This window comes from Sapientia aquatica (assembly GCF_004358105.1).
Lineage (GTDB): Bacteria > Pseudomonadota > Gammaproteobacteria > Burkholderiales > Burkholderiaceae_D > Solimicrobium > Solimicrobium aquaticum.
On sequence record NZ_SMYL01000016.1, the window covers coordinates 24,609 to 47,013 of the forward strand.

General features: G+C 48.4%; 20 protein-coding genes. 12 read left to right on the plus strand and 8 right to left on the minus strand.

Going from position 1 to position 22,405, the window contains the following annotated elements:
• The first annotated feature begins 43 nt into the window (after positions 1-43).
• Positions 44-2,713, plus strand: a complete 2,670-nt coding sequence (locus E2I14_RS17990; protein WP_206105676.1) for a TonB-dependent receptor — start codon at positions 44-46, stop codon at positions 2,711-2,713.
• Positions 2,714-2,809: 96 nt separating this feature from the next.
• On the opposite strand, the gene E2I14_RS17995 is transcribed toward E2I14_RS17990, so the two are convergent.
• Entirely contained in the window at positions 2,810-3,541 is a 732-nt protein-coding gene (locus E2I14_RS17995) for a DUF6445 family protein (RefSeq protein WP_206105677.1), read from the minus strand.
• 1 nt (position 3,542) lies between these two features.
• The gene (locus E2I14_RS18000) at positions 3,543-5,072 is read right to left on the minus strand and encodes a tryptophan halogenase family protein (protein ID WP_133331117.1); all 1,530 of its coding nucleotides are present in this window, start codon (positions 5,070-5,072) and stop codon (positions 3,543-3,545) included.
• A gap of 594 nt (positions 5,073-5,666) precedes the next feature.
• Between E2I14_RS18000 and E2I14_RS18005 the strand changes: the two genes are divergently transcribed.
• The 5 genes from E2I14_RS18005 to E2I14_RS18025 all read left to right on the plus strand — a co-directional run bounded on the left by E2I14_RS18005 (position 5,667) and on the right by E2I14_RS18025 (position 10,765).
• Complete coding sequence (locus E2I14_RS18005; protein ID WP_133331119.1) at positions 5,667-6,572, plus strand: BadF/BadG/BcrA/BcrD ATPase family protein; 906 nt, start codon at positions 5,667-5,669, stop codon at positions 6,570-6,572.
• On the plus strand, positions 6,553-7,287 hold the full coding sequence (locus E2I14_RS18010) for a GntR family transcriptional regulator (protein WP_133331121.1): 735 nt from the start codon (positions 6,553-6,555) through the stop codon (positions 7,285-7,287). The genes E2I14_RS18005 and E2I14_RS18010 overlap by 20 nt, the downstream gene beginning before the upstream one ends.
• Positions 7,284-8,453: an N-acetylglucosamine-6-phosphate deacetylase gene (gene nagA, locus E2I14_RS18015; protein WP_406675723.1), complete on the plus strand. Its 1,170-nt coding sequence runs from the start codon at positions 7,284-7,286 to the stop codon at positions 8,451-8,453. Before E2I14_RS18010 ends, nagA begins: the two co-directional genes overlap by 4 nt.
• Positions 8,434-9,456 (plus strand): SIS domain-containing protein, encoded by a 1,023-nt coding sequence (locus E2I14_RS18020; protein WP_227544797.1) that lies wholly within the window; start codon positions 8,434-8,436, stop codon positions 9,454-9,456. The genes nagA and E2I14_RS18020 overlap by 20 nt, the downstream gene beginning before the upstream one ends.
• Positions 9,457-9,694: 238 nt before the next feature.
• The gene (locus tag E2I14_RS18025) at positions 9,695-10,765 is read left to right on the plus strand and encodes an acyltransferase family protein (protein WP_133331123.1); all 1,071 of its coding nucleotides are present in this window, start codon (positions 9,695-9,697) and stop codon (positions 10,763-10,765) included.
• 25 nt (positions 10,766-10,790) lie between these two features.
• Here the strand turns inward: E2I14_RS18025 and E2I14_RS18030 are convergent, their stop codons facing one another.
• The 4 genes from E2I14_RS18030 to E2I14_RS18045 form a co-directional block, all read right to left on the minus strand.
• The gene (locus E2I14_RS18030) at positions 10,791-11,048 is read right to left on the minus strand and encodes a hypothetical protein (protein WP_133331125.1); all 258 of its coding nucleotides are present in this window, start codon (positions 11,046-11,048) and stop codon (positions 10,791-10,793) included.
• 139 nt (positions 11,049-11,187) lie between these two features.
• Complete coding sequence (locus tag E2I14_RS18035; protein ID WP_406675724.1) at positions 11,188-12,795, minus strand: ammonium transporter; 1,608 nt, start codon at positions 12,793-12,795, stop codon at positions 11,188-11,190.
• Between the two features lie 10 nt (positions 12,796-12,805).
• Positions 12,806-13,144 (minus strand): P-II family nitrogen regulator, encoded by a 339-nt coding sequence (locus E2I14_RS18040; RefSeq protein ID WP_133331127.1) that lies wholly within the window; start codon positions 13,142-13,144, stop codon positions 12,806-12,808.
• Positions 13,145-13,156: 12 nt separating this feature from the next.
• On the minus strand, positions 13,157-13,921 hold the full coding sequence (locus E2I14_RS18045; protein ID WP_133331129.1) for a TorF family putative porin: 765 nt from the start codon (positions 13,919-13,921) through the stop codon (positions 13,157-13,159).
• A 510-nt stretch (positions 13,922-14,431) separates the two neighbouring features.
• On the opposite strand from E2I14_RS18045, the gene E2I14_RS18050 reads away from it, so the two are divergent.
• The 4 genes from E2I14_RS18050 to E2I14_RS18065 all read left to right on the plus strand — a co-directional run bounded on the left by E2I14_RS18050 (position 14,432) and on the right by E2I14_RS18065 (position 18,198).
• Positions 14,432-14,668, plus strand: coding sequence for an accessory factor UbiK family protein (locus tag E2I14_RS18050; RefSeq protein ID WP_133331131.1), 237 nt, complete (start codon positions 14,432-14,434; stop codon positions 14,666-14,668).
• A 271-nt stretch (positions 14,669-14,939) separates the two neighbouring features.
• Complete coding sequence (locus E2I14_RS18055) at positions 14,940-16,472, plus strand: YifB family Mg chelatase-like AAA ATPase (RefSeq protein ID WP_133331168.1); 1,533 nt, start codon at positions 14,940-14,942, stop codon at positions 16,470-16,472.
• Between the two features lie 109 nt (positions 16,473-16,581).
• Positions 16,582-17,280 (plus strand): fumarylacetoacetate hydrolase family protein, encoded by a 699-nt coding sequence (locus tag E2I14_RS18060; protein WP_133331133.1) that lies wholly within the window; start codon positions 16,582-16,584, stop codon positions 17,278-17,280.
• A 240-nt stretch (positions 17,281-17,520) separates the two neighbouring features.
• Complete coding sequence (locus E2I14_RS18065; RefSeq protein ID WP_133331135.1) at positions 17,521-18,198, plus strand: trimeric intracellular cation channel family protein; 678 nt, start codon at positions 17,521-17,523, stop codon at positions 18,196-18,198.
• 79 nt (positions 18,199-18,277) lie between these two features.
• Here the strand turns inward: E2I14_RS18065 and E2I14_RS18070 are convergent, their stop codons facing one another.
• Positions 18,278-19,528 carry a D-amino acid dehydrogenase gene (locus E2I14_RS18070; RefSeq protein ID WP_133331137.1) on the minus strand — a complete coding sequence of 417 codons (1,251 nt, stop codon included), beginning with the start codon at positions 19,526-19,528 and terminating at the stop codon, positions 18,278-18,280.
• A gap of 98 nt (positions 19,529-19,626) precedes the next feature.
• Between E2I14_RS18070 and E2I14_RS18075 the strand changes: the two genes are divergently transcribed.
• Positions 19,627-20,115: an Lrp/AsnC ligand binding domain-containing protein gene (locus E2I14_RS18075; RefSeq protein WP_133331139.1), complete on the plus strand. Its 489-nt coding sequence runs from the start codon at positions 19,627-19,629 to the stop codon at positions 20,113-20,115.
• Between the two features lie 341 nt (positions 20,116-20,456).
• Here E2I14_RS18075 and E2I14_RS18080 read toward each other — a convergent pair whose 3' ends face one another.
• Positions 20,457-21,317, minus strand: coding sequence for an AraC family transcriptional regulator (locus tag E2I14_RS18080; protein ID WP_133331141.1), 861 nt, complete (start codon positions 21,315-21,317; stop codon positions 20,457-20,459).
• A gap of 207 nt (positions 21,318-21,524) precedes the next feature.
• Between E2I14_RS18080 and E2I14_RS18085 the strand changes: the two genes are divergently transcribed.
• Complete coding sequence (locus E2I14_RS18085) at positions 21,525-22,106, plus strand: NAD(P)H-dependent oxidoreductase (RefSeq protein WP_133331143.1); 582 nt, start codon at positions 21,525-21,527, stop codon at positions 22,104-22,106.
• Positions 22,107-22,405: the final 299 nt, after the last annotated feature.

Consider the following 22,405-nt stretch of genomic DNA (forward strand, 5'->3'; position numbering starts at 1 on the left):
AACAGGTCTGACATAGTTCAAGACCATCATGGATGGGGATCAAATGAAAAAAAATCTAACACCAATAGCATCGGCAGTCGCCATGTTGACCTTGAGCATTGCCGCTCAAGCGCAACAAGTAGATCAGACAACACAACCAGATCAAGCGTCGCAAGTGGTTGTAACTGGTATTCGTGCTTCGATGCAAAGTGCAGTCAATATCAAGCGTAATTCTGACGCGGTAGTTGACGCCGTATCGGCCGAAGATATCGGTAAATTGCCGGACACTGATGTGGGTGAAACATTGGGCCGTATTCCTGGCGTATCCGTTGGTCGTCAATTCGGCCAAGGTTCAGCCGTTTCGGTACGTGGCTCCGATCCACAAATGACCTACACAACATTGAATGGTCAAACGATTGCGTCAACGGGTTGGTACGATCAAAAATCAGTCGATCGTTCATTCAACTATTCTTTGCTGCCTTCTTCATTAATCGGCGGTATCGATGTATATAAATCTTCCCAAGCAGATTTGACTGAAGGCGGTATCGGCGGAACAGTTATTGTTAAGTCGAGAAAGCCATTGGACATGGATGCCAACAGCGGCTTCCTGTCAGCTGGCGTGGGTAAAGGCAGCATCAGTACCGACCCAGATAAAAGTATTTCAGGTTTATATAGCTGGAAAAACGATGCACACACATTCGGCGTTTTAGTCGCTGGTGCAGTGGATCACGGTACTTATATCCGCCGTGGTTTGGAATCTGACACAACGTGGTCTAACGACGTTGAGCCAAGTACTTTTGTGCAAGATCGTAAAACTTCAGCGTTTAATATCGATTTGCAAGCCAAGCCAACCCGTGAATTGGACATGGATTTGAACTACCTGCGTTTGGTTCAACATGCAGACAACTCCAACACTAACCAATATCTGTTCCAAAGCGATAGCTTCTGCACATCGAAAAATGCGGCAGGCGTTTGTACCACAAGTAACACACCAACTGGCTTGCCAGCTAGCTCGTACAGCGCACCATTCTTGCAAACGTGGGCTCGTGGCGCGGAAATGAATTCCGACACGCTCACATTTAACTCGCATTACAAAGGCAATGGTTTCCGTTTAGACGGCGTAATCAATACGACGAAATCGGACGGTGGTACGACTGAAACGACTAACTATTCCTACTTCAACGGTTGGCCAGCACTGAGCGCTACTAATCCATATCCTAACGTGGCATCGAGCTTGCCAGTATGGACAGGTACAATCAATGCGACTGGTCACACCTTATTGGTAAACCCATCGACTAACCAAAGCGTTTCATTGGCGAACTTGCCAGCAATGGAAGCTCCACAAGGTGCTTGGGCAACATCAAAAGGTCCTAACGAAGACAAAGAAAATGCCTTCCAAGTTGATTTGACCATGGATCTGGATTCGTATGGTTTGACATCATTCAAAACCGGTGTGCGCTACTCGCAACACACCTTCTCGAAAGATTCCTACCAAGGCGTTTTCGCGAGCACATTCGCAACTAACCCAGTAACAGTGCCAACTTCGTCGCTGTACAGCGGCACGATCGCTTTGGGCACACCGGGCTGGTCAGTACCAAAACCAAACGTTGGCGCGATGTTGGCTAACACCAATGCCAATATTACTGGTTGGGCAGAAGAGCGTTCTGGCTACGGTAAGCTGGAAGAGGACAACACAGCCTTGTACGGTATGTTCGATTTTGCACACGAAAAATACCACGGTAACTTTGGTCTGCGCTACGTCGGTACAAACGCAACCGGTACCGCCTACGCTTTCGACGGCACCAATATTGCAGGTGATATCGGCGCGAATGCAGGTTGGAACACCAAGAAAATTTCGAACTCAGCAACCTATCACTACGTATTGCCAAGTTTGAACGTTGCCTACGACATCGACAAGAACACCATTGCTCGCTTTACTGCATCGCAAGCAATTACTCGTCCAAACTTCGACAACATGTTCTTGTATAACGAAGCTGGTTACCAAGACACGATCGCTGGCAATGAAATTTTCACCAAAGGCAGCGTTGGTCTGAAGCCTCAAATGGCTAGCCAGTTCGATTTGGGCTTGGAATATTACTATGGCAAAGGTAACTTGTTAGCAGCAACTTACTACCATAAAAACATCAACAACTTCATCACGACCAATACAGCAATCAACCAATCGATTGGTGTAGTCAGCCCAGACAGCGGTAAAGATAGCTGGACTGTTAATCAGTACGTGAATGCAGGTGGTGGTCGTATCGATGGTTTGGAATTGCAAGCTAGCCACTCGTTTGACAATGGCTTCGGTGTTTCAGCGAACTACACGTTGATCAATGCTGTTGCGCCAAAATCGAGCTATGCGGATGAACTCAACTTGTTTACTCAGTCGTCGAAAAATAACGCCAACTTAGTAACCTACTGGCAAAACTCCCAATACTTTGCGCGTTTAGCTTATAACTACCGTTCAGAGTACATGGTGCGTGAAACTGGTTACTACGGTAATCGTATGCAACAAGGTTATGGCCAGTTAGATGCAAGTGCTGGTTGGAACATCACTCCAAAAGTTCGTTTGGTGTTTGAAGCGACTAACCTGACCAAAGCCAACGATGTGGAATACGGTGTAGCACCAGTTGACGCCAAACTGTCTAGCCCAGCGCAGAAATTAGGCTACCCAGCATGGTCTTACTTAGGTGAAGCAACTTACAAAGTAACACTCAGCGCCAAGTTCTAATCTGACTTAGCAATGACAAAAAACCCAGCCTAGGCTGGGTTTTTTTGTGCTAACTAGCTTACAAAACGACGCTTCTTTTAACGTGATTAATCAGGTTTAATCAGGTTCGTTAAAATCAAAAAATGAATTTAGTGTTAGCCGACCTTTGCTCGGATTATCGGTCAAACTAATCGCCGGATTCACGCAAGCCGAATGCAACAAACTGCCATGATAAATCACCAAGCGATTAAATTTCGCTGGAATCATTCCCAAGAACGTGTACCGCTCATCGGACTTATCAAAATAACGCTGCTTTGGTAGTTGGGCGTTAATCTCTTGGTAGGACACATCCAAATAATGCTCTCGATTGTCTGCCGTGATTTGTTGAAAACCGGTGGCGTTGTGCCGATAAAAACCCGTTCCGCCATGACTTTCATCACAAAGATACAGCAGCACCGCAAAATGATGCGGCGTGCTGGAATCAAAATGCGGAATTCGCTGCAACGGGCCTAATTCCTCCGGCTGCATCGTCGTGAGTGAATAAGCGCAAATGCTTTTGCGGAAGTCCACATGTTGAGGCACATTAAAATTGGCTTTAATCAGCGGCTCAACTAAGCCGGCCAAGACGCTGGAATACGTCGCAGGCGCTTCGGCGCGAATTCCCGGATAGCCTTTTTTATCCTCAAATTTTGGATAAGGCGTAAATTGATTTTGCAGTGCAACGGCGTCGGCAACCAAGGCTTGCGGATTTTCCAAAAAATTATCCACCACGATTGCGTGGTGATTGCCAATTTGGATCGAGCCAATATCGGGCGGCATCCGAATGGCAAAGGCTACGGGTTGGCTCATATCATCCTAATGAGAGTTGATACGCTGCGTTAAATCGCTCTAACCAATCGCGGTGACCGAGCAATTCTTTCAGCAATTTTTCTTCCCGCAACCGCACCTCAGCGATTTCCCGATGAAAGAACTGCTGTTCGTAATCCGTCATATTTTTCGGCTTGGTGGCGTACTTCATTCCGTACAGCACAAACAAAAAGTTATCGACGTTAAACAAATCAAAGCGGCTAAAAAAATCGGTCTGTTTGGGCGGATGATAGCGCCACATTTCGAACCGTTCCGCCAACACATCCGAGCGCGGTGTTTCTTCGGTATTGATGCGCCAAAATTCCGAATCGCGTCGGTCAGAAATGCAGTAATGCATCTGCACAAAATCAATCACCCGTTCCCACGCATAGTTGGCCACTTTATTGCAGTAATTGGCGGCAATCGACATCGATTCACGTTCAACGCAAAAATTGCGCGCAAATAATTCGGCGGTGAAATCGGTGACAAAAATCGAGGTCGCTTCGAGTGGCTCAACAAAGCCTTGTGCCAAGCCCAACGCCACCACATTTTTGCACCAGAATTTTTCTCGGTAACCCATACGCATCGGAATCTTACGTGGTGAAAATTGATCGACATCGAGCTGTAAATAGCGGCTCATATTTTCCACTGCCGCCTCTTCGCTCATGTGCGCGCTGGAATACACGAAACCGATGCCGCGCCGAGTGGTGAGCGGAATATCCCAAATCCATCCCGCCGAATGCGCGGTCGCCAATGTGTAGGGCGCAATGTCGACTTTATCGTCAGTCGGCAATTGCACCGCCAGTGCGCTGTCGGTGAGCAATTGATTCGATTTATTGACAAAGGGTACGTTGAGCAATTTACCCAACAGCAGCGAATGAAATCCTGAGCAATCAACATAAAAATCGTAATGCAAGTGCTCGCCTTCTTTGGTAATCAAATACGCAATCTCACCTTGCTCATTCAATTTTGCATCAACGATGGTGGCGGACAGATGTTTTACGTTTAGACGTTCGCGTGCATTTTTAGATAATAGTTTTCCGAACTTTACCGCGTTGAAATGGTAGGCATAATTGACGACGCCTTCATACGGTGCGGATGAAACTTTTTTGGGCGCTTTCATCGCATCCGCCAAGGCTGCAACTTCGGTTACTTCGGCGAAGTTCATGTGTTGTGGATTGCTCAAATAACGCGCTGTCACATCGACGCCACCCGGGAAAGGCGAAGTGAACGGGTGGTAATAGCTGTTACTCGGATTGGCTGCGGATGGATTCATCCAATTACTAAATTTAATTCCTTTTTTAAAGGTAGCGTCGCAAGTGGCAAGCAATTCAGCTTCAGAAATGCCGAATTTCATTAGCGACTTTTTAATATGCGGAACAGTTCCTTCGCCCACGCCAATGATGCCAATTTCAGGCGATTCAATGACGGTAATAGTGATGTCGGTTTCGGCACGCAGTTCAACAGCCAAATGATTTGCTGCCAACCAGCCTGCGGTACCACCACCAATGATGACGATGTTGTTAACTTTCATTTTTATTCACCGGACAAAAAATTGGTTTGCAAAAAGCCCTGAGAAATACCGGCTTTTTGAGCGAAATTTTTTATAAATTGTTCTTCGCTTTAAGAGAAAAATTGCGGATTTATTTTAACACTAGAGTCGATCTAAAAACCTGAAAAGCCTTCTTGAGCTAGACACAATTAATTGGTGAAAAAATGCGATGCAGCGATCCTTGTTCGTGCGCCGCTGGGCCAATTAATTTTACTTTTTTAAGACCAAAAAAATCACTGCGCAGCGAGCGACTTAGGCGCTTGCTCCTCCGACTTTCTATACCTTGGTTTATGTGCACATCGCATAAATGAGGAAGCCGATTTCGGGTTTGTAAAAATCAATCAAAAATCGGTATGAATAAAGCGGTAAATTGCTATAAAAACCAACTTATTTTTAGTGGTTTTACTGCATCGCGTAAAAATAGTTGCAATACCACTTAAATACCTATTGACAGCCACTTGTGAAGCGAATAAAGTGATCCTTAGGGGCAACTTAGGGACACTATAATCAAGCTAATTCCACCGAAGCGGTAACGTTAAATCGGTGGCAATTTCAGCGGCGACAAAACGACTTTGTATGACAAATCAAATTACGCATTTAATCGGTGTTGATGGCGGTGGAACGGGTACGCGGGTGGCTGTGGCGGATGCCAATGGAGTTGAATTTGCGCGCGGAATCGCCGGTCCATCAGGCTTGATTAATGGTGCGGATGCTGCGTGGGTTTCCATTCTCAATGCGATTAACGATGCGTTTGCTAGCGTCCATTTAGTGCGCCCAGATTTGTCCAACGTTGGTATTGGCTTGGGTTTGGCGGGTGTGCATAACAAGCAATGGGCGGCGCAGTTTGCCGATAAAAACCCTGGCTTTGGTTTGTTTCAACTAGCCACCGATGCCTATACCACCGTCATGGGTGCGCATCAGGGCAAGCCGGGCGGAATCGTAGCCATTGGAACCGGTAGCGTGGGTGAAGCATTACTGCCCGATGGTAATCACCTTGAGGTCGGCGGCTGGGGTTTTCCTTGTGGCGATGAAGCCGGTGGCGCTTGGATTGGCATGCGTGCTATCAACCATATTCAGCAAGTAATTGACGGCAGGGCAGAGGCCAGCGCGTTTTCGGCGGCGGTGATTGAACATTGCGGAGGGCATAAAGACGCGGTGTTTAACTGGCTCGCCAACGCCAATCAAGGCAGTTACGCGCAGTTAGCGCCTATCGTGATTAAGTTTGCCAATCAAGAAAAAAATGCGGTGGTCGAGCAAATTATGCAGGAAGCCGGGCGGGAAATTGCTAAAATTGCGCTCGCGTTGGATAAGACCAATTCATTACCGATTGCGTTATGCGGTGGCTTAGCAAAACCATTGGAAAAATATCTGCCGGCAGACTTATTAAGTCGGGTGGTTCCCCCTCATGGAGATTCGGCATCAGGTGCATTGTTGCTGATAAAAAAAATTAAAGAAGGCACACATGTTAAGTCCGTTAACTGATTTCAAGCCAGACAGCGACAGCGCGACACCGCTTTATCTGCAATTAGCCAATAAATTAGCGACTGCTATTCATGGCGGTATTTGGCAGCCAGACGAAGCCTTGCCGTCCGAACGCACGTTGTCGGATCAATTGTCGATTTCACGCGTAACAGCGCGTAAAGCGATAGACATGTTATGCGAGCGCGGACTGCTTACACGCAAACAAGGTTCAGGCACTTTCATCACACCAAAGTTAGAACAACCTTTATCGCGCCTGACGAACTTCAGTGAAGAATTACGCCAACGCGGTTTTTTGCCGGGTTCGCAATGGTTGTCGCGTGAAACCGGTGTCGCGGCACCGGAAGAAATTTTGTCTTTAGGTTTGTCACCCAATACGGTGGTATCGCGTCTGAAACGGTTGCGCACGGCAGACAATGTAGTGATGGCGATTGAAAGCAGCACGATTCCTTCGCAATATTTACCGAACCCAAAATTAGTCACCGATAGTTTGTACAACTATCTGGACGCCAATGGCGCTGCGCCGACACGCGCACTGCAACATATTCGCGCTGTAAATGCTACCGCCGAGCAAGCCAAATTAGCCGGCATTAAGCAAGGTGCCGCGATGCTGTTTATTACCCGCGTTGGCTATCACGCTAACGGCACCGCAATCGAACTCACGCATTCGTATTGCCGCAGTGATTACTATGACTTTGTGGCGGAGTTGTTTAGATGAGTGGAAAAAATCAAGCCGTGCAACACGCCACGTTAGTCACCAAGGCCGATCAAATCGCATCCCAATTAAGCGGCAATATTTTGACACCGCAGGGCTGGGTGTTGGGCGCGGTGACGTTCAATCAACGCATCAATGCGATTGAGGGCGCATCGGTTGATCCGGCATCGAATACGCAGCATTATATTCTGCCCGGCTTCATCGATTTGCATGTGCATGGCGCGGGTGGCAAAGACACCATGGAAGCGGGCGACGCAACCCAAGTCATTGCGCGCATGCATGCCCAGCACGGCACCACCAGTTTGCTCGCCACCACTATGACAGCGCCGTTATCCGATTTAGAGCAGGCCTTGCAAGGCATAAACCGTGCGATTACGCAGCATCAACCCGGCATGGCGCGGATTTTGGGTGTGCATTTAGAAGGCCCGTACATCAATCCCGGCAAGCTAGGCGCGCAACCGGATTACGCTCAAAAAGCGACGCTAAGCGATGTACAAAAATTGGACGCGATTGCGCCGATTAAACTCATTACCGTAGCGCCAGAAATCGAAGGTCATTTAGAGTTGGTAAAGCAACTCACCGCAATTGGCATGAAGGTGCAATTGGGTCACACGCTCGGTACCTACGAAGAAGGCGTTGCTGCGCTCGAAAACGGCGCGGCCGGATTTACCCATTTATTTAATGCCATGACGCGCTTGGATCATCGTGCGCCGGGCATGGTTGGTGCAGCCTTGGCGCACGCCAATTATTCCGAAATTATTCCTGATTTGTTGCATGTGCATCCAGGTGCGATTAAAGCTGCTATGCGCGCTATTCCGCACCTATATTGCGTGACCGATTCGACCGCGGCTTCTGGCATGCCTGATGGCCAATATATGCTGGGGCGGCAACAAGTTCATAAATGCCAAGGTGGGGTGCGGTTAGCCGATGGAACATTGGCGGGCAGCACATTAACCATGGATCAAGCTTTACGTAATTTAGTCAGTATCGGCCTCGATTTGGCCGACGCATCAAAACGAGTTTCTACCTTTGCGGCCGACTATTTAGGTGTAACAGAACGTGGACGTTTGCAAGCGCAAGCGTATGCCGATTTCGTGGTGTTGGACCGCGATCTAAATTTAATAGCCGTCTATGTTGAAGGAGAAAAAATTGACCTCGTTAATGCATAAGGAAGCCTGTTCTTCCGCTGAATTTGTCGCCAAACAATTAACGCAAGAAGGTGCCCGCTTTGCCGAATTAGGTAATGCACTGCGCTCCAATCCACCGACTTCCGTGCTGACGATTGCGCGCGGTAGTTCTGATCATGCCGCTGCTTATGCGGCGTATTTGATCATGTCGCGGTTAGGTAAAATTGTTGCCTCATTGCCGATGTCGTTGGTGACATTGCTCAATGCACCGTTACAAGCAAAAAATGCCTTGGCAATTGCGATTTCACAATCCGGCCAAAGCCCGGACGTAATTGAGCCGATTCGTTATTTCCGCGAAGGTGGTGCGACTACCGTGGCTTTGGTCAACGATGCCAATTCACCGTTAGCAACCAGCGCTCAATGGTGCATGCCCTTGCATGCGGGTGCCGAATTAAGTGTTGCGGCGACCAAGAGTTTTATAACGAGTTTAGTCGCTGCTGCACAGCTCGCCGGCCATTGGCAAAACGATCCCGAATTTTTGGCTGCATTGGCAGATTTACCTGCTTCACTGGCCGCCGCCACTGACATTGATTGGTCTGAAGCGATCGACGTGTTAACGCCGGCGAATAACATCATGGTGGTCGGTCGCGGTATCAGTTTCCCGATCGCGCTGGAATCAGCGTTAAAGTTTAAAGAAACCTCAGCCATCCAAGCAGAAGCGTTTAGCGGTGCGGAAATCAAACATGGCCCAATGGCCTTGATCGATGATGGTTACCCATTAATGATCTTTGCAACGCGTGGCCCAACGCAAGCCGGTTTGATTAAATTAGCTGAAGAAATGCGTGGTCGCGGTGCGCGGGTATTGTTGGCGGCGCCTGCTGATATTAGCGAACGTAATTTGACTATTCCTGTCGCGGCTACGCCGGATTTGGATCCTATCGTTGCGATTCAGGCGTTCTACGTGATGGCGGCAAAGTTGTCGTTAGCGCGTGGCTTGAATCCAGATAAGCCACGTCATTTGAGTAAAGTGACTAAGACTAACTAAGACTAACTAAGGCTAACTCGGCTTAACTAAGCGTAGCTAAAGCGAATTCGCCGTTGATCAGCAAGCCTGGTCAACCATACCAGTTCATGCGTAGTGTGTTTTGCCAGCGTCAGTGAAATGACGCTGGCTTTTTATTAAATTCAATTCTTGTTAGTCACATTCGCTAACGCTGGATTTTGGCCTGTCTTAGCGACTGGCTTGAACAAAAAAATACCAACCTTTTTCCACATCCAAAACTATGGCTCGATACTCTTCTATAGATGCTCTGCGCGGTTTGACTGTCGCGGCGATGTTATTGGTAAATAACGCGGGCGACTGGGATCACGTTTATCCTTGGTTGGAGCATGCTGAATGGAATGGATGCCATCCAGCCGATTTCATCTTCCCGTTTTTTCTATTGATCGTCGGCGTTTCGCTCAGCTTAGCGCTGAGTTCGATCACGGCGCCAAAGCCCGGTGCGGTGATTGATTTAGCTAAGGCGAAAAAATCGGTCGTGTTGCGCGGTGGGCGCATAATTTTGCTGGGCATTGCCTTGCATGTGATCGCGATGTTGCTCATCGATGGTCGAGCTTTTCGCTTATTTGGCGTATTGCAGCGAATTGGGATTTGCTTTTCAGTCGTGGGGTTGGTGCATTTAACGTTTCAGAGTGCGCGTATTCAGTGGGGAATAATCGCCGCGATATTGATCGGCTATTGGGCCTTGCTGCGCGGAGTGTATGTGCCGGAGCTCAATTTAGCTGACAAAGTCGATACCGCTCTGCTCGGCAAGCTTGCTTATCAATTTGATCCCGCCACCAAACTCGCGCACGATCCCGAAGGAATACTGAGTACCTTGCCATCGATAGCCACCGTGTTATTGGGCGTGCGTGCTGGTGAATGGCTGCGTCGAGGTCAGTTACGCCAGTTGCTTATCGCGGGCGTTGTGGCGATTGCGTTGGGTGGATTGTGGTCGTTAGATATGCCGCTCAATAAACAACTGTGGACGTCTTCGTTCGTGTTGTGGACGGGCGGGTTTGGTATCTTGGCACTGTGCCTCATGCACTATTTGATTGACCAAAAAAATTGGCCGGCCATTGGTAGAAGCTTTGGTATTAACGCGATTGCTGCGTATGCGGGTTCGTGGATTGGGATTTGTATTTTGTACGGGACGGGCTTGTTCGAAGTGATTTATCAACGCGGTGTCGCGCCATTATTTGCTACATCGGTGAGCCCAGAATTTGCGTCGATGATGTTTTCGATTGGCTTCACGTCGGTATTTGCGGTGATTCTAAAGATCATGGCGCTACGCGGATGGCGCATCGTAATTTAACAAGGATTTGCAATCGCATCGGCGTTTAAACAACAAAGGTGCGATCTGGATAGTTATTTTTAAGCTTAATTTCTTCGTCCATCCGTTCAATTAATTGTCCAATTAAATTGGCTTGGCGCAGGTGGTATTCAACCACTTTGGATACCCGCAAGGCCTCCGCCATCAGCCAACGCTGACCATATTCACTGGTCGGTTTCAAACTCAATATGACCGCCACTCGTCGGGCTTTGATGGTTGCCTCTTGGCCATTTTTACGTGCTAGCTGTTGGAATTTACGTTTCATTTTTTGGCCTCGCCATCAGAATTCAAAACGTGAAAATAATACCTGTAAATTTATCTTTCCGGCAATAAAAAAAGCGCTTCCCGAAGGAAGCGCTAAAAAACTACACCCCATCAAACACACTACATAAAACTACTTCAAATTAATTGTGATAAGCCTGTTCACCGTGGCTAGAGATATCCAAACCTTCGCGTTCTTCTTCTTCAGGAACACGTAAGCCGATAACCAAATCCACTAATTTAAAGGCGACTAACGAAACCACGCCAGACCAAACAATCGTTGTCAACACAGCTTCGCCTTGAATCGTAACTTGCGAAATGATGCTGTATGGATCAGTCGATGTTTTGTTAATGACATAGTCCATGATGCCTTGGCCGCCCAGTGCTGGTGAAGCAAACACACCAGTCAACAACGCACCCAAGATACCACCGACACCATGCACACCAAACACGTCTAAGGAATCGTCTGCGCCGATTAAGCGTTTCAGACCATTGACACCCCACAAGCACACTACGCCAGCCAACAAACCGATGATCAAAGCACCCATTGGACCAACAAAGCCGCATGCTGGAGTAATCGCAACCAAACCAGCTACCGCACCAGATGCGCCACCCAACATCGATGGTTTGCCTTTAGTAATCCACTCGCCACCAACCCAAGAAACAGCCGCTGCAGCAGTCGCTAACAAGGTATTGATGAAGGCTAAGGCAGCGATGTCGCCAGCTTCTAACGCAGAACCGGCATTGAAACCAAACCAGCCGACCCATAACAAGGAAGACCCGATCATTGTCATTGTTAAGGAATGTGGAGCCATCGATTCTTTGCCGTAACCAACACGACGACCGATCATGAATGCACCAACCAAACCAGCGACCGCGGCATTGATATGAACAACGGTACCACCGGCAAAATCAAGCGCGCCTTTTTGTTGCAACCAGCCGCCTTTAACCAATTCCACCGCCGCCGTTGCCGCATCTTTGATTGCATCAGGACCAGTCCAGAACCACACCATATGAGCGATTGGCAGGTAAGAGAAAGTGAACCACAACACGATGAAGGCCAACACAGCAGAGAACTTAGCGCGTTCTGCGAAAGCACCAATGATCAAACCGCAAGTGATCGCTGCAAACGTACCTTGGAAAGCAACATACACAAACTCAGGAATAACAACGCCTTTGCTAAAGGTAGCAGCGGTCGAGAAACTGGCTTTAACTGGATCAAAAATATTATTCAAGAATGTACGGCTATCAGGGCCAGTCAATGAGCCGATGAACGCGTTACCTTCAGTGAATGCTAACGAGTAACCATAAACACACCACAAGACAATGATTAAGGCAAAAATCATGAAGACTTGAATCAAGATCGACAACATGTTTTTCGAGCGAACTAAGCCGCCGTAGAACAAGGCCAAGCCAGGAATCGTCATCAGAATCACCAACAACGTGGACACCATCATCCAAGCGGTGTCGCCCTTGTTTGGCGTTGGTGGCGCAGCTTCGGCAGGAGCTGCAGCAGCAGGGGCAGCGGCAGCTGGAGCAGCAGCAGGGGCCGAAGCAGCAGCAACTGGTGCAGCAACGGCAGCCGAGCTAGTCGCTGGCGCAACGACGGCTGCGGCAGGAGCAGAGCTAGTTGCAGCAGGAGCGACTTTATCGTCCGCGCTGGCTTGACCGAACAAGCACAGAGCAGCCAGCAGGCTCAGACATAGCGTCATGAAAAGACGCACAGAGAACAACTTATAGAGATTTGTCATTTTATTTTCCTTATAGTGCATCGTTGCCAGTTTCACCGGTACGAATCCGTACCACTTGTTCCAATGGGCTGACAAAAATTTTGCCATCACCAATTTTGCCGGTGCGTGCTGAGTTTTCAATTGCCTCGATCACGCGATCGACGATGGCATCATCAACGGCCGCTTCGATCTTGGTCTTCGGTAAAAAATCGACCACGTATTCTGCGCCGCGATACAGCTCGGTATGTCCTTTTTGACGACCAAAGCCTTTGACTTCGGTGACAGTGATACCTTGCACACCGATGACCGAAAGTGCTTCACGCACTTCGTCCAACTTAAATGGTTTGATGACTGCTGTAATGAGTTTCATACCGTCTCCGTCTTAAAATGTTTTTGATGCGGAAAGCACCAAACTTGTTTTCCCTGTAAATTTTCCGTCTGGGGTGACATACAATGTTTTGCTCGCGTTAGTGCCAACGACGCCAAGTGTGAACGACACATCGAAAAAGTCTTGCGATAAGCCCACTTTCCAATCGGTATAAGACAATTGTGAATTGTTTTGTATCGACTGATGACCTGCATGCAAGCCTAATGCCAGCTTGTCAGTCAATGGAATGCTGGTCCACAAATCCACGTAACCGCTGTTTTTGCTGTTTGGTACGCCAAACAAATTTGTCACGGATTGTGAGTATTTGATGTTGGCTAACTTGTATGTCAGTTGACCATACAGTTCGGTTGTATTGGCATCAACGAAGCCAGTAATATCGCCCAGTTTGTTGTTTGCGTAGATATAGCTCAGCACGCCGACGTCATACGACAAATCAGGCACGATCTCGCCGCGCTTACCTGCATACACGTCCCATTCGACGTCGCCTTTACCGCCCACATCCGTAATCCATTTGATGGTGGACAGCCATGTTCCTGCATATAGACCCGTTGGATTGTTGGTGTAATCCGCACCGCCCTGTAAGGCAGGTTTCAAGTTCGATTGGCTGATCCCGCGATAGCGATAGTCAGTTGTCGCACCTAGATTGAATGAAACTTCATTGTCAGGTTTTGGGGCTTCTGCCGCTTCTTGCGCCAAAACGTTTTGAGCCAACACAGCCAGTAGTACCGCTGCGCTAAAATGAACTGATTTTTTCAACATAGGTTTCTCCGGTTAGTAGTGCAAAGTAAAAAAGTCTGAGTCAACTACAGCAAAACCCATGCCATACGGCAAAAGATGTTGCAGCGCATAAAAATTCCGCTCTTGCACCATTTCAATGCACGAAACCAACTTACACAATATTAATGCACTAACTTCGTGCAAATAATTTGTCTAGGCATTTAAAAATCAGCGCTTTGAAGCAAAAATGTGAAATACCAGTGTTAAAGATTTAATGAAGGACTGATTTGGTCATAAATGTCATGCGGATTGATAAATCACTGTTTTTAAAATGATTAAATCAACTTGATTGGCAGGTTTTGTAAGCGCTTGGGCAAGCCTTGGATCGGCTTTTGCAGTAATACCACTTTGTTCTGCTGCGAATAACGCGCAGTCGTATCTGTGCGGCATTGCAGTGCTACTGCGAACAATGCGTTAAGATTGCGGAATTCAATTTAAACGCGATGTTCAATTTGCGCTAGCGAACACGAATCCTCTATTAAGGAGCTTACGATGAACCAAATTTTTACCGATATCCAATCCAAAATTAACGAAGCGCTAGAAAATTCTCCTGCCAAAGATCTTGAGAAAAACGTCAAAGCCATGATGAGCCAAGGATTTGCCAAGCTCGATTTGGTCACGCGCGAAGAGTTTGATATCCAAGCGCAAGTGTTAGCCAAAACCCGCGCCAAGCTAGAAGCCTTGGAAGCCCGCGTGGCTGCGTTAGAAGCCAGCTTAAAAAGCGAATAAGCCGATTTACGGGCGCAGGAGTAGAACAGTTCAATTGCGAGAAAATAGTTAGCTCCTCCACTGAACCCGCGCCATTCATATTTTTTCGTTCATAACTATTCGTCCAGCCACGGAATTCAATGCTGACCTCATGGTCAACCCTTACCTTCGAATACGAACAAGGTAAAAGGTAGCCCACGATGCAGCACATTGTTCAACAAATAAGCGCCCATTGGGATTTGGCGTCGGCCAGCTCGCTCGCATTGAGCTCGATGGTGAAAAGGGCGACGCGGTGAGTTTGGCCGTATTAAAAAGCCGAGCGCTCGCCGGCATGGACGCGCCAGAAGTGACCGTGGAAGTGCATCTAGCGAATGGCTTGCCCGGATTTGCCATCGTCGGTTTGCCCGAAGCCGAAGTCAAAGAAGCCAAAGATCGCGTGCGGGCAGCCTTGCAAAATGCCCGTTTTGAATTCCCCAATCGACGCATCACCGTCAACTTAGCGCCCGCCGATTTGCCCAAGGAATCCGGGCGCTTTGATTTGCCGATTGCGCTCGGCATTCTTGCCGCATCAGAACAAATCCCCGGGGATGAATTAGGCCAGTACGAATTTGCCGGAGAGTTATCGCTCTCGGGTGAATTGCGGCCGATTCGCGGTGCGTTGGCAATGACGTTTGCGATGTGTAAAGCTAGCCTTGCCAACGTAAAAAACACTAAACCAGTCGCCTTTATTCTACCGAGCACCAATGCCGAAGAAGCTGCCTTGGTGCCCGACGCGCAAATCTATCCAGCCGATTCGTTGCTGGAAGTCGCCGCGCATTTTGCGGCGAACAACACCGAAGCGCGGCTCGCTCGTCATCGTCCGACGCATCAATTACGCCCACCCAAGTACCCCAACTTTGCCGAAGTCAAAGGCCAATTGCAGGCCAAGCGCGCCTTAGAAGTAGCCGCCTGCGGCTTGCATTCGGTTTTATTGATCGGCCCTCCAGGAACTGGTAAATCAATGTTGGCCAGCCGTTTCCCCGGAATTTTGCCCAGCATGAGTGATGACGAAGCATTGGAAGCTGCGGCGGTGCAATCGCTGACGAAAGGGTTTTCATTGGATGCTTGGAAGGTCAGACCTTTTCGCAATCCTCATCACACCGCGTCGGCGGTGGCCTTGGTGGGCGGTGGCGGAACTCCGCGTCCGGGTGAGATTTCGCTCGCGCATCGCGGTGTCCTTTTTCTAGACGAACTGCCTGAATTTGATCGGCGCGTATTAGAAGTGCTGCGTGAACCATTGGAATCCGGAAAAATCACGATTTCAAGAGCGGCGCGCCAAGCCGATTTCCCAGCCCAATTCCAATTAATCGCGGCCATGAATCCCTGCCCTTGCGGTTATTTAGGCCACGAAAATGGCAAATGCCATTGCAGCCCTGACAGCGTGGCACGTTACCAAGGCAAGATTTCTGGCCCTTTGCTCGACCGAATCGATATGCAGATTCAAGTCGGATCGTTACCGCATGCGGATTTAATGAAGCAAGCCGATGGCGAAGAAAGCGCCGCCATTCAAGCCAGGGTCGAGCAAGCCTACGCCTTGCAGTTTGCGCGCCAAGGTAAATCCAACAATATGCTCAACACCAATGAGATCGAGCAGTTTTGTGATCCCGATGAAGGCGGCAAGCAGCTTTTACAGCAAGCCATGAATCGACTTAATTGGTCGGCCAGATCCTACCATCGCGTTCTAAAGGTGGCGCGCAGTATCGCCGACCTCGCCCAAGTTGAACAAATTCAACGTAAGCACATTGCCGAGGCGATTAGTTATCGCCGCGCGTTGAAAGAAACCTAACAGCGGTTAGTAAATTAACTAAGTGCTTTTATTTGGCTTGGCATAAAATGCCGAAAACCTATCTTTCTTGTTGTGCGTGACTTTATTTGCCAGATCAAAAGGAAACCTCATGAGCACCGTTTTTCCCCCAGAAGCTCCTACACTGTTACCAGTTCACGGCAGCGACGACCAGTTTGCCGTGCGTCGGGTGTACTGCGTTGGCCGCAATTACGCTGCGCACGCCCGTGAAATGGGCTCCGACCCAAGCCGCGAATCGCCATTTTTCTTTTGCAAGCCAGCCGATGCGGTGATACCAGTGTTGCCGGGAAAGGTCGCCGATTTGCCCTACCCAAGCTTAACGTCCAATTATCATCACGAGATTGAATTAGTGGTCGCGATCGGCAAAACCGGTCACCAAATCTCGTCAGAACAAGCGCACGAATACGTCTATGGCTTTGCAGTTGGTTTGGACATGACAAGGCGTGATTTGCAGGGCCAGATGAAGGATAAAGGTCGGCCTTGGGAAATCGGTAAAGCCTTCGATTATTCCGCGCCAGTCGGGACGGTTTATCCGGTTTCTGAGATTGGCTTGTTGACCAAAGCAGCATTGACCTTAAGCGTGAACGGGCAGCAAAAGCAGCATAGCAATATCGACCAGATGACTTGGTCGGTGAACGAGATTATTTGCCATTTATCGACGTTTTTTACCCTGAAGCCGGGAGATATTATTATGACCGGCACGCCCGAGGGAGTTGGGGCGGTGGTTCGGGGCGATATGGTGGTGGCGGGGATTGAGGGTTTGGGGAAGATTGAGTTGAAGGTTATTTGATTTTTTGGCTGGCGAAATGGTCGGCCAACGTGTAGCAGTAGTCGATGGTTGATTGGCGGGTTGATTCGGCATTGCCGATGTAGTGTAGTTAGGTTTAATGGGTCGGCCGCAGCCCGGCCCCTGTTCGCTGACAAGTTAAGCGCTAATTAAAAACAACAGCCTAATGATTTGTGTATCAATCCAAAGCGCAGATAAAATTCTCAACCGCCAAATAAACAGAACTAACTAAAACCCCCAATTATGCTTTCCTCGACTTTCATCCCCATCGCTCCCTTAAGCAAAAACATCCTCTACGTCGTCTATTTCGGCGACATCGTTTTCTCCATCAGCGGCGCACTGAGTGCCGCGCGTTATCGGCTGGATATTATCGGATTTGTTTTAATCGGCTCCGTGACCGGAATCGGTGGCGGAACGGTGCGTGATTTATTACTGGGGCGTCCGATTGCTTGGACGCACGATCCGACCGAGTTGGTACTGTGCATGTTTGCCGCCTTGGCGACCTACATCTTTGTGCATTACGAAACCATTCCCAATAAGGCGATGGTTTGGTCTGATGCGCTAGGGCTGGCGGCCTTTAGTGTGGTTGGTGCGCACATCGCTTTGCAGCAGGGTTCGCCGTTAATTATTGCGGTGATTATGGGTATGGTGACTGCCACGGGCGGTGGCGTAATTCGGGATTTATTGACGCAGAATCAGCCGATGATTTTGTGTGGCGAAATGTATGCCACGGTGGCGCTATTTGGTTCGTTGATTTATGTTTTACTGGTTCAAATGTTCTTGCCAGAATCAGCAGCCGAGACGATCGCTTGTTTAGCGGCGTTTTGCCTACGCGGGCTGGCGATTGTGTTTAATATTCAGCTCGGCGGACCGGGGCGGTTTATCAGTATTGGTACTAAGAGCGAGCTTGAAAATAAATAACTCTTTTTGGCATAAAAAATCCCTTGCTGCGACAAACAGCAAGGGATTTTTTTACCTTGATTTAGGCAGAAAAGCCTAATTAAGCATAGCGCGTTAAGTTCAATTCGCTCGCATCAATGGCCGGCGTTTTGCCAGAAATAATATCGGCTAACACGCTGCCTGAACCGCAGGACATGGTCCAACCCAAGGTGCCGTGGCCGGTATTCAAAAACAAATTCGGCACTTTGGTCGCGCCGACCAAAGGTGTGCCGTCGGGTGTCATTGGACGTAAGCCAGTCCAGAAACTGTCGTGTTCTAAGTCGCCGGCGCCGGGGAATAAATCATTCAATACCATTTCCAACGTTTCTTGGCGTTTAGCTTTTAAGTTGGTGTTAAAACCAACTAATTCCGCCATACCGCCGACGCGAATCCGATCGTCAAAACGGGTGATTGCGATCTTATAGGTCTCGTCCAAAATAGTCGAAACCGGTGCTTTGGCGGCATCCACGATAGGCACGGTGATCGAGTAACCTTTGACCGGATACACGGGAATATCCAAAATGCCGCGCAGGAAATTAGTAGTGTAGGAGCCGAGCGCAACGACATACGCATCCGCGCTAATGGTTTGGTTGCCGGATTTAACGCCCGCGATTTTGCCGCCTTCCATCGTCAACGCATCAATGCTGACGCCATAGCGAAATTGAACGCCTAATTTTTCGGCCATTGCAGCCAACGTGGTGGTGAACAATTGGCAGTCGCCGGTTTCGTCATTTGGCAAACGCAAGCCGCCTTTGAGTTTATGTTTAACTGCTGCCAAGGCGGGCTCTACGGCGGCTAATTCATCGGTGGACAACAATTCATACGGCACGCCCGCTTGCTTTAATACGGCGATATCTTTTTGCGCCGAATCGTATTGCTCGTCGTTGCGGAATAATTGCAAGGTACCTTGTTGACGCCCTTCGTATTGGATATTGGTCGCGGCGCGCAAATCTTTAAAACAGTCGCGACTGTATTCGGCCAAATGCACCATGCGCTGCTTGTTGACCGCATAACGCGCTGTGCTGCAATTGATTAGCATTTGCCACATCCACTGCAATTGGAACAAGGTTCCGTCGGGCGAAATCGACAGCGGCGCGTGTTCTTGCAACATCCATTTGAGTGCTTTAAGCGGAACGCCGGGCGCTGCCCAAGGTGCCGCATAGCCGGGAGAAATCTGCCCCGCGTTACCAAAACTAGTCTCTAGCGCCGGGCCAGCTTGACGATCTAACACCGTCACTTCATGCCCCGCCAACGCCAAATAATAAGCACTGGTTACACCAATGACTCCGCTACCAAGAATAACTACACGCATATTGCCCCCAGGATAGAATTTACAGCTAATTTCCGCTATATTAGTGCTTGAAAGCTAGTTTTAGTTATTGAAAATAATCGAATTTTTAGGCGAAATTCATGCGAATTCAAAAAAATACAGTGCGCGCTCTGGATAAACTAGATCGCCGCATCTTGACCCTGCTGCAAAAGGACGGACGCCTGTCGATGAAGGATTTAGGCGAGCAAGTTGGCTTGTCCATTACCCCGTGCATTGAGCGAGTAAAACGCATGGAGCGCGACGGAATTATCAGCGGCTATTATGCGCGGCTTAATCCGAACGCGTTGGGCGCGTCCTTGTTGATGTTTGTGCAAATCACGCTCAGTAATAAGTCGGGCGAAATGTTCGATCAATTCCGCCGCGAAGTGCTACGTATCCCGCAAGTGCTGGAATGCCACTTGGTGTCGGGGGATTTCGACTACATCATCAAGGCGCGGATTCATGAGATGACGGAATATCGCAAATTGTTGGGGGATATTTTGTTGCAGCTACCCGGAGCGGCGCAGTCTAAGAGTTATGTGGTGATGGAGGAGATTAAGGAGACCTTGGCGTTGGATGTCGAGGAGTAAGAGGGTTTGTTGGATTAAGGCCTCATCGATTGTCGGGCACAGCCCCCGTGTCCCCGTATCCCTAAAGGGAGGGAGTATTCGCCTACATGCGAACACCGTTGCGCAAGCGATGAGCATGCTGATCGCATTCCTTGTTACACCTCAAACAGCGCGTTTTTTCGGATCCATTTTTCACCTTGTTAAGCGGCAGCGGCAGAAGGGGGGAAGTCAAAACTAAAATCACTTTTATTGGTGCGAATTAGATTGCTGCTGAGATCGTCGTTGTTGAGTTGTTTGAAATCCCCAAAGATCGGTGGCTTAAGTTGAAACCAAAAACCATTGCAACAGTTGACGAACTTCCTCTACCTCAACGGCAAATAAATATCCGTCTCTAATTCAAGCTCCGGCGTCTCTGGCAGCAAATTCAAATAATGAAAAAACAGCGGAAAGTCACGTAAGCTTTCGCCGCTGCTAGGCAGCCAATCGCGATACATGGGGTAGATACTTTCCCCAATTCGATCATGCGAACCCTTATGTCGAACGACCGCGCAACGCCCCGCTGGGATAGTGCCGTTAATCACTCCGTGGACATTGTCAGGTATCGGCTCATGAACAGAGCCGCAAATATCAAAGCGGAATTTGTCCGGTTCGGTCGTATCAGGATTATCGTGCACGATGCCGAAAGTGCTGCTTTGCTTGATCGGTGAGAGTCCACTTTGCTTGCGCCATGCGATAAATTGGGCGACCGAATCGTTGACTAAATCGGGTGCTCCGCGATGCTGGAATGAGGCGATCTTGGTTTCTTCAAACTGGATAATCCTAACGTCCATGCTTGTGTTCCTTTCTCTTTTGGGAAATTGATATTGCTCATTCCACGGCTGCCAAGCTGGCTGCAGGCGGAATTCTGTGGGGGTTTGTCCGAAGGTATTTTTAAATGCACGTGAAAACGATTCTGGATTTTCAAAACCCGCATCCAACGCAATATCAATAATTTTGTCGGCCTGATTAAACGCCAAACGGTATGACGCACGTTTGAGCCGCATTAATTGCACATACCCAAAAACGCTTACTCCGGTGTAGCCAGAAAACTGACGCGAGAAGTGAAATTTAGAAAAATGCGCGACTTGGCTCAAGCTGTCCAACGACAAATCGCCATGCAAATTTTGATCGATGTAATCGAATACCCGATTAAATTTAGCCGCATACTCTCCCGCTTTTGACATCGCTTTTGCTCCCAGTTGAACAGCCCAAACTATAGCCAGTCGAGTTGCACTTGTCTTGACTGAAATTGCGGATATTTGTGTGATGTTTGCTATTTAAATTATCGAATTACAAAAAACAAATTGAAATTGGTCGAATACGCTCAACATGCAGAGACTAGTTATTAATTTAATTAGATTTATTGTTCATTTATTTACTTGGCAAGCGTTATGCAAAAAATTTTACTCATCAACAGCAAGAAAAAGTTCGCCCATTCAGAAGGTCGCTTAAACGAAACTCTGCACAATTTGGCCGTCGAAAACCTAATTGGCTTGGGTTACCAAGTGCGTGAGACGGTTTTAGAGGATGGTTACGACTTGGAAATGGAAGTAGAGAATTATCTCTGGGCGGACGTCATTATTTATCAAATGCCGGCGTGGTGGATGGGCGCGCCGTGGACGTTGAAGAAATACTTAGACGAGGTTTTTACCTACGGTCATGGGCGCCTTTATGCCAATGACGGACGAAGTCGGTCGGATGCATCAAAAAAATACGGCTCTGGTGGTTTGCTGCAGGGTAAACAATACATGTTGTCATTAACATGGAACGCGCCTAAAGAAGCGTTCGACGAACCAGATCAATTTTTTGAAGGAAAAGGCATCGATGCGGTGTATTTTCCTTTTCATAAAGCCAATCAATTTTTGGGGATGACAAGCCTGCCGACTTTCCTATGTAATGACGTCATTAAGGATCCGAATACTGACGAACATATTGCGCGATACAGTGCCCATTTGCGTGATGTCTTTGCTTGACGATAGTCACAAAAACAGCGCGGTAGGCTTGGATTAAATTCCAGCCCACCTAAATTAAATGCATGTCTGGTTCGGAAAAATCTTCCGGCAGTAAGGGGTGCAAACTACTCAATGCTAGCAGTCAGCCTACAGCCTGTTCATCGTTCTAATCTGACTTGTCACTTCGAACTAGATTAACAATACCGCTGCGGTAATAGAGAATTGATGTGCAATAACGAACGTCAATCATGGCCCGTAAATTATTGGATCTTTAGTTAAACGATTCATTGCCGCTCAAGAGACATAAAAAAAACAGGCTT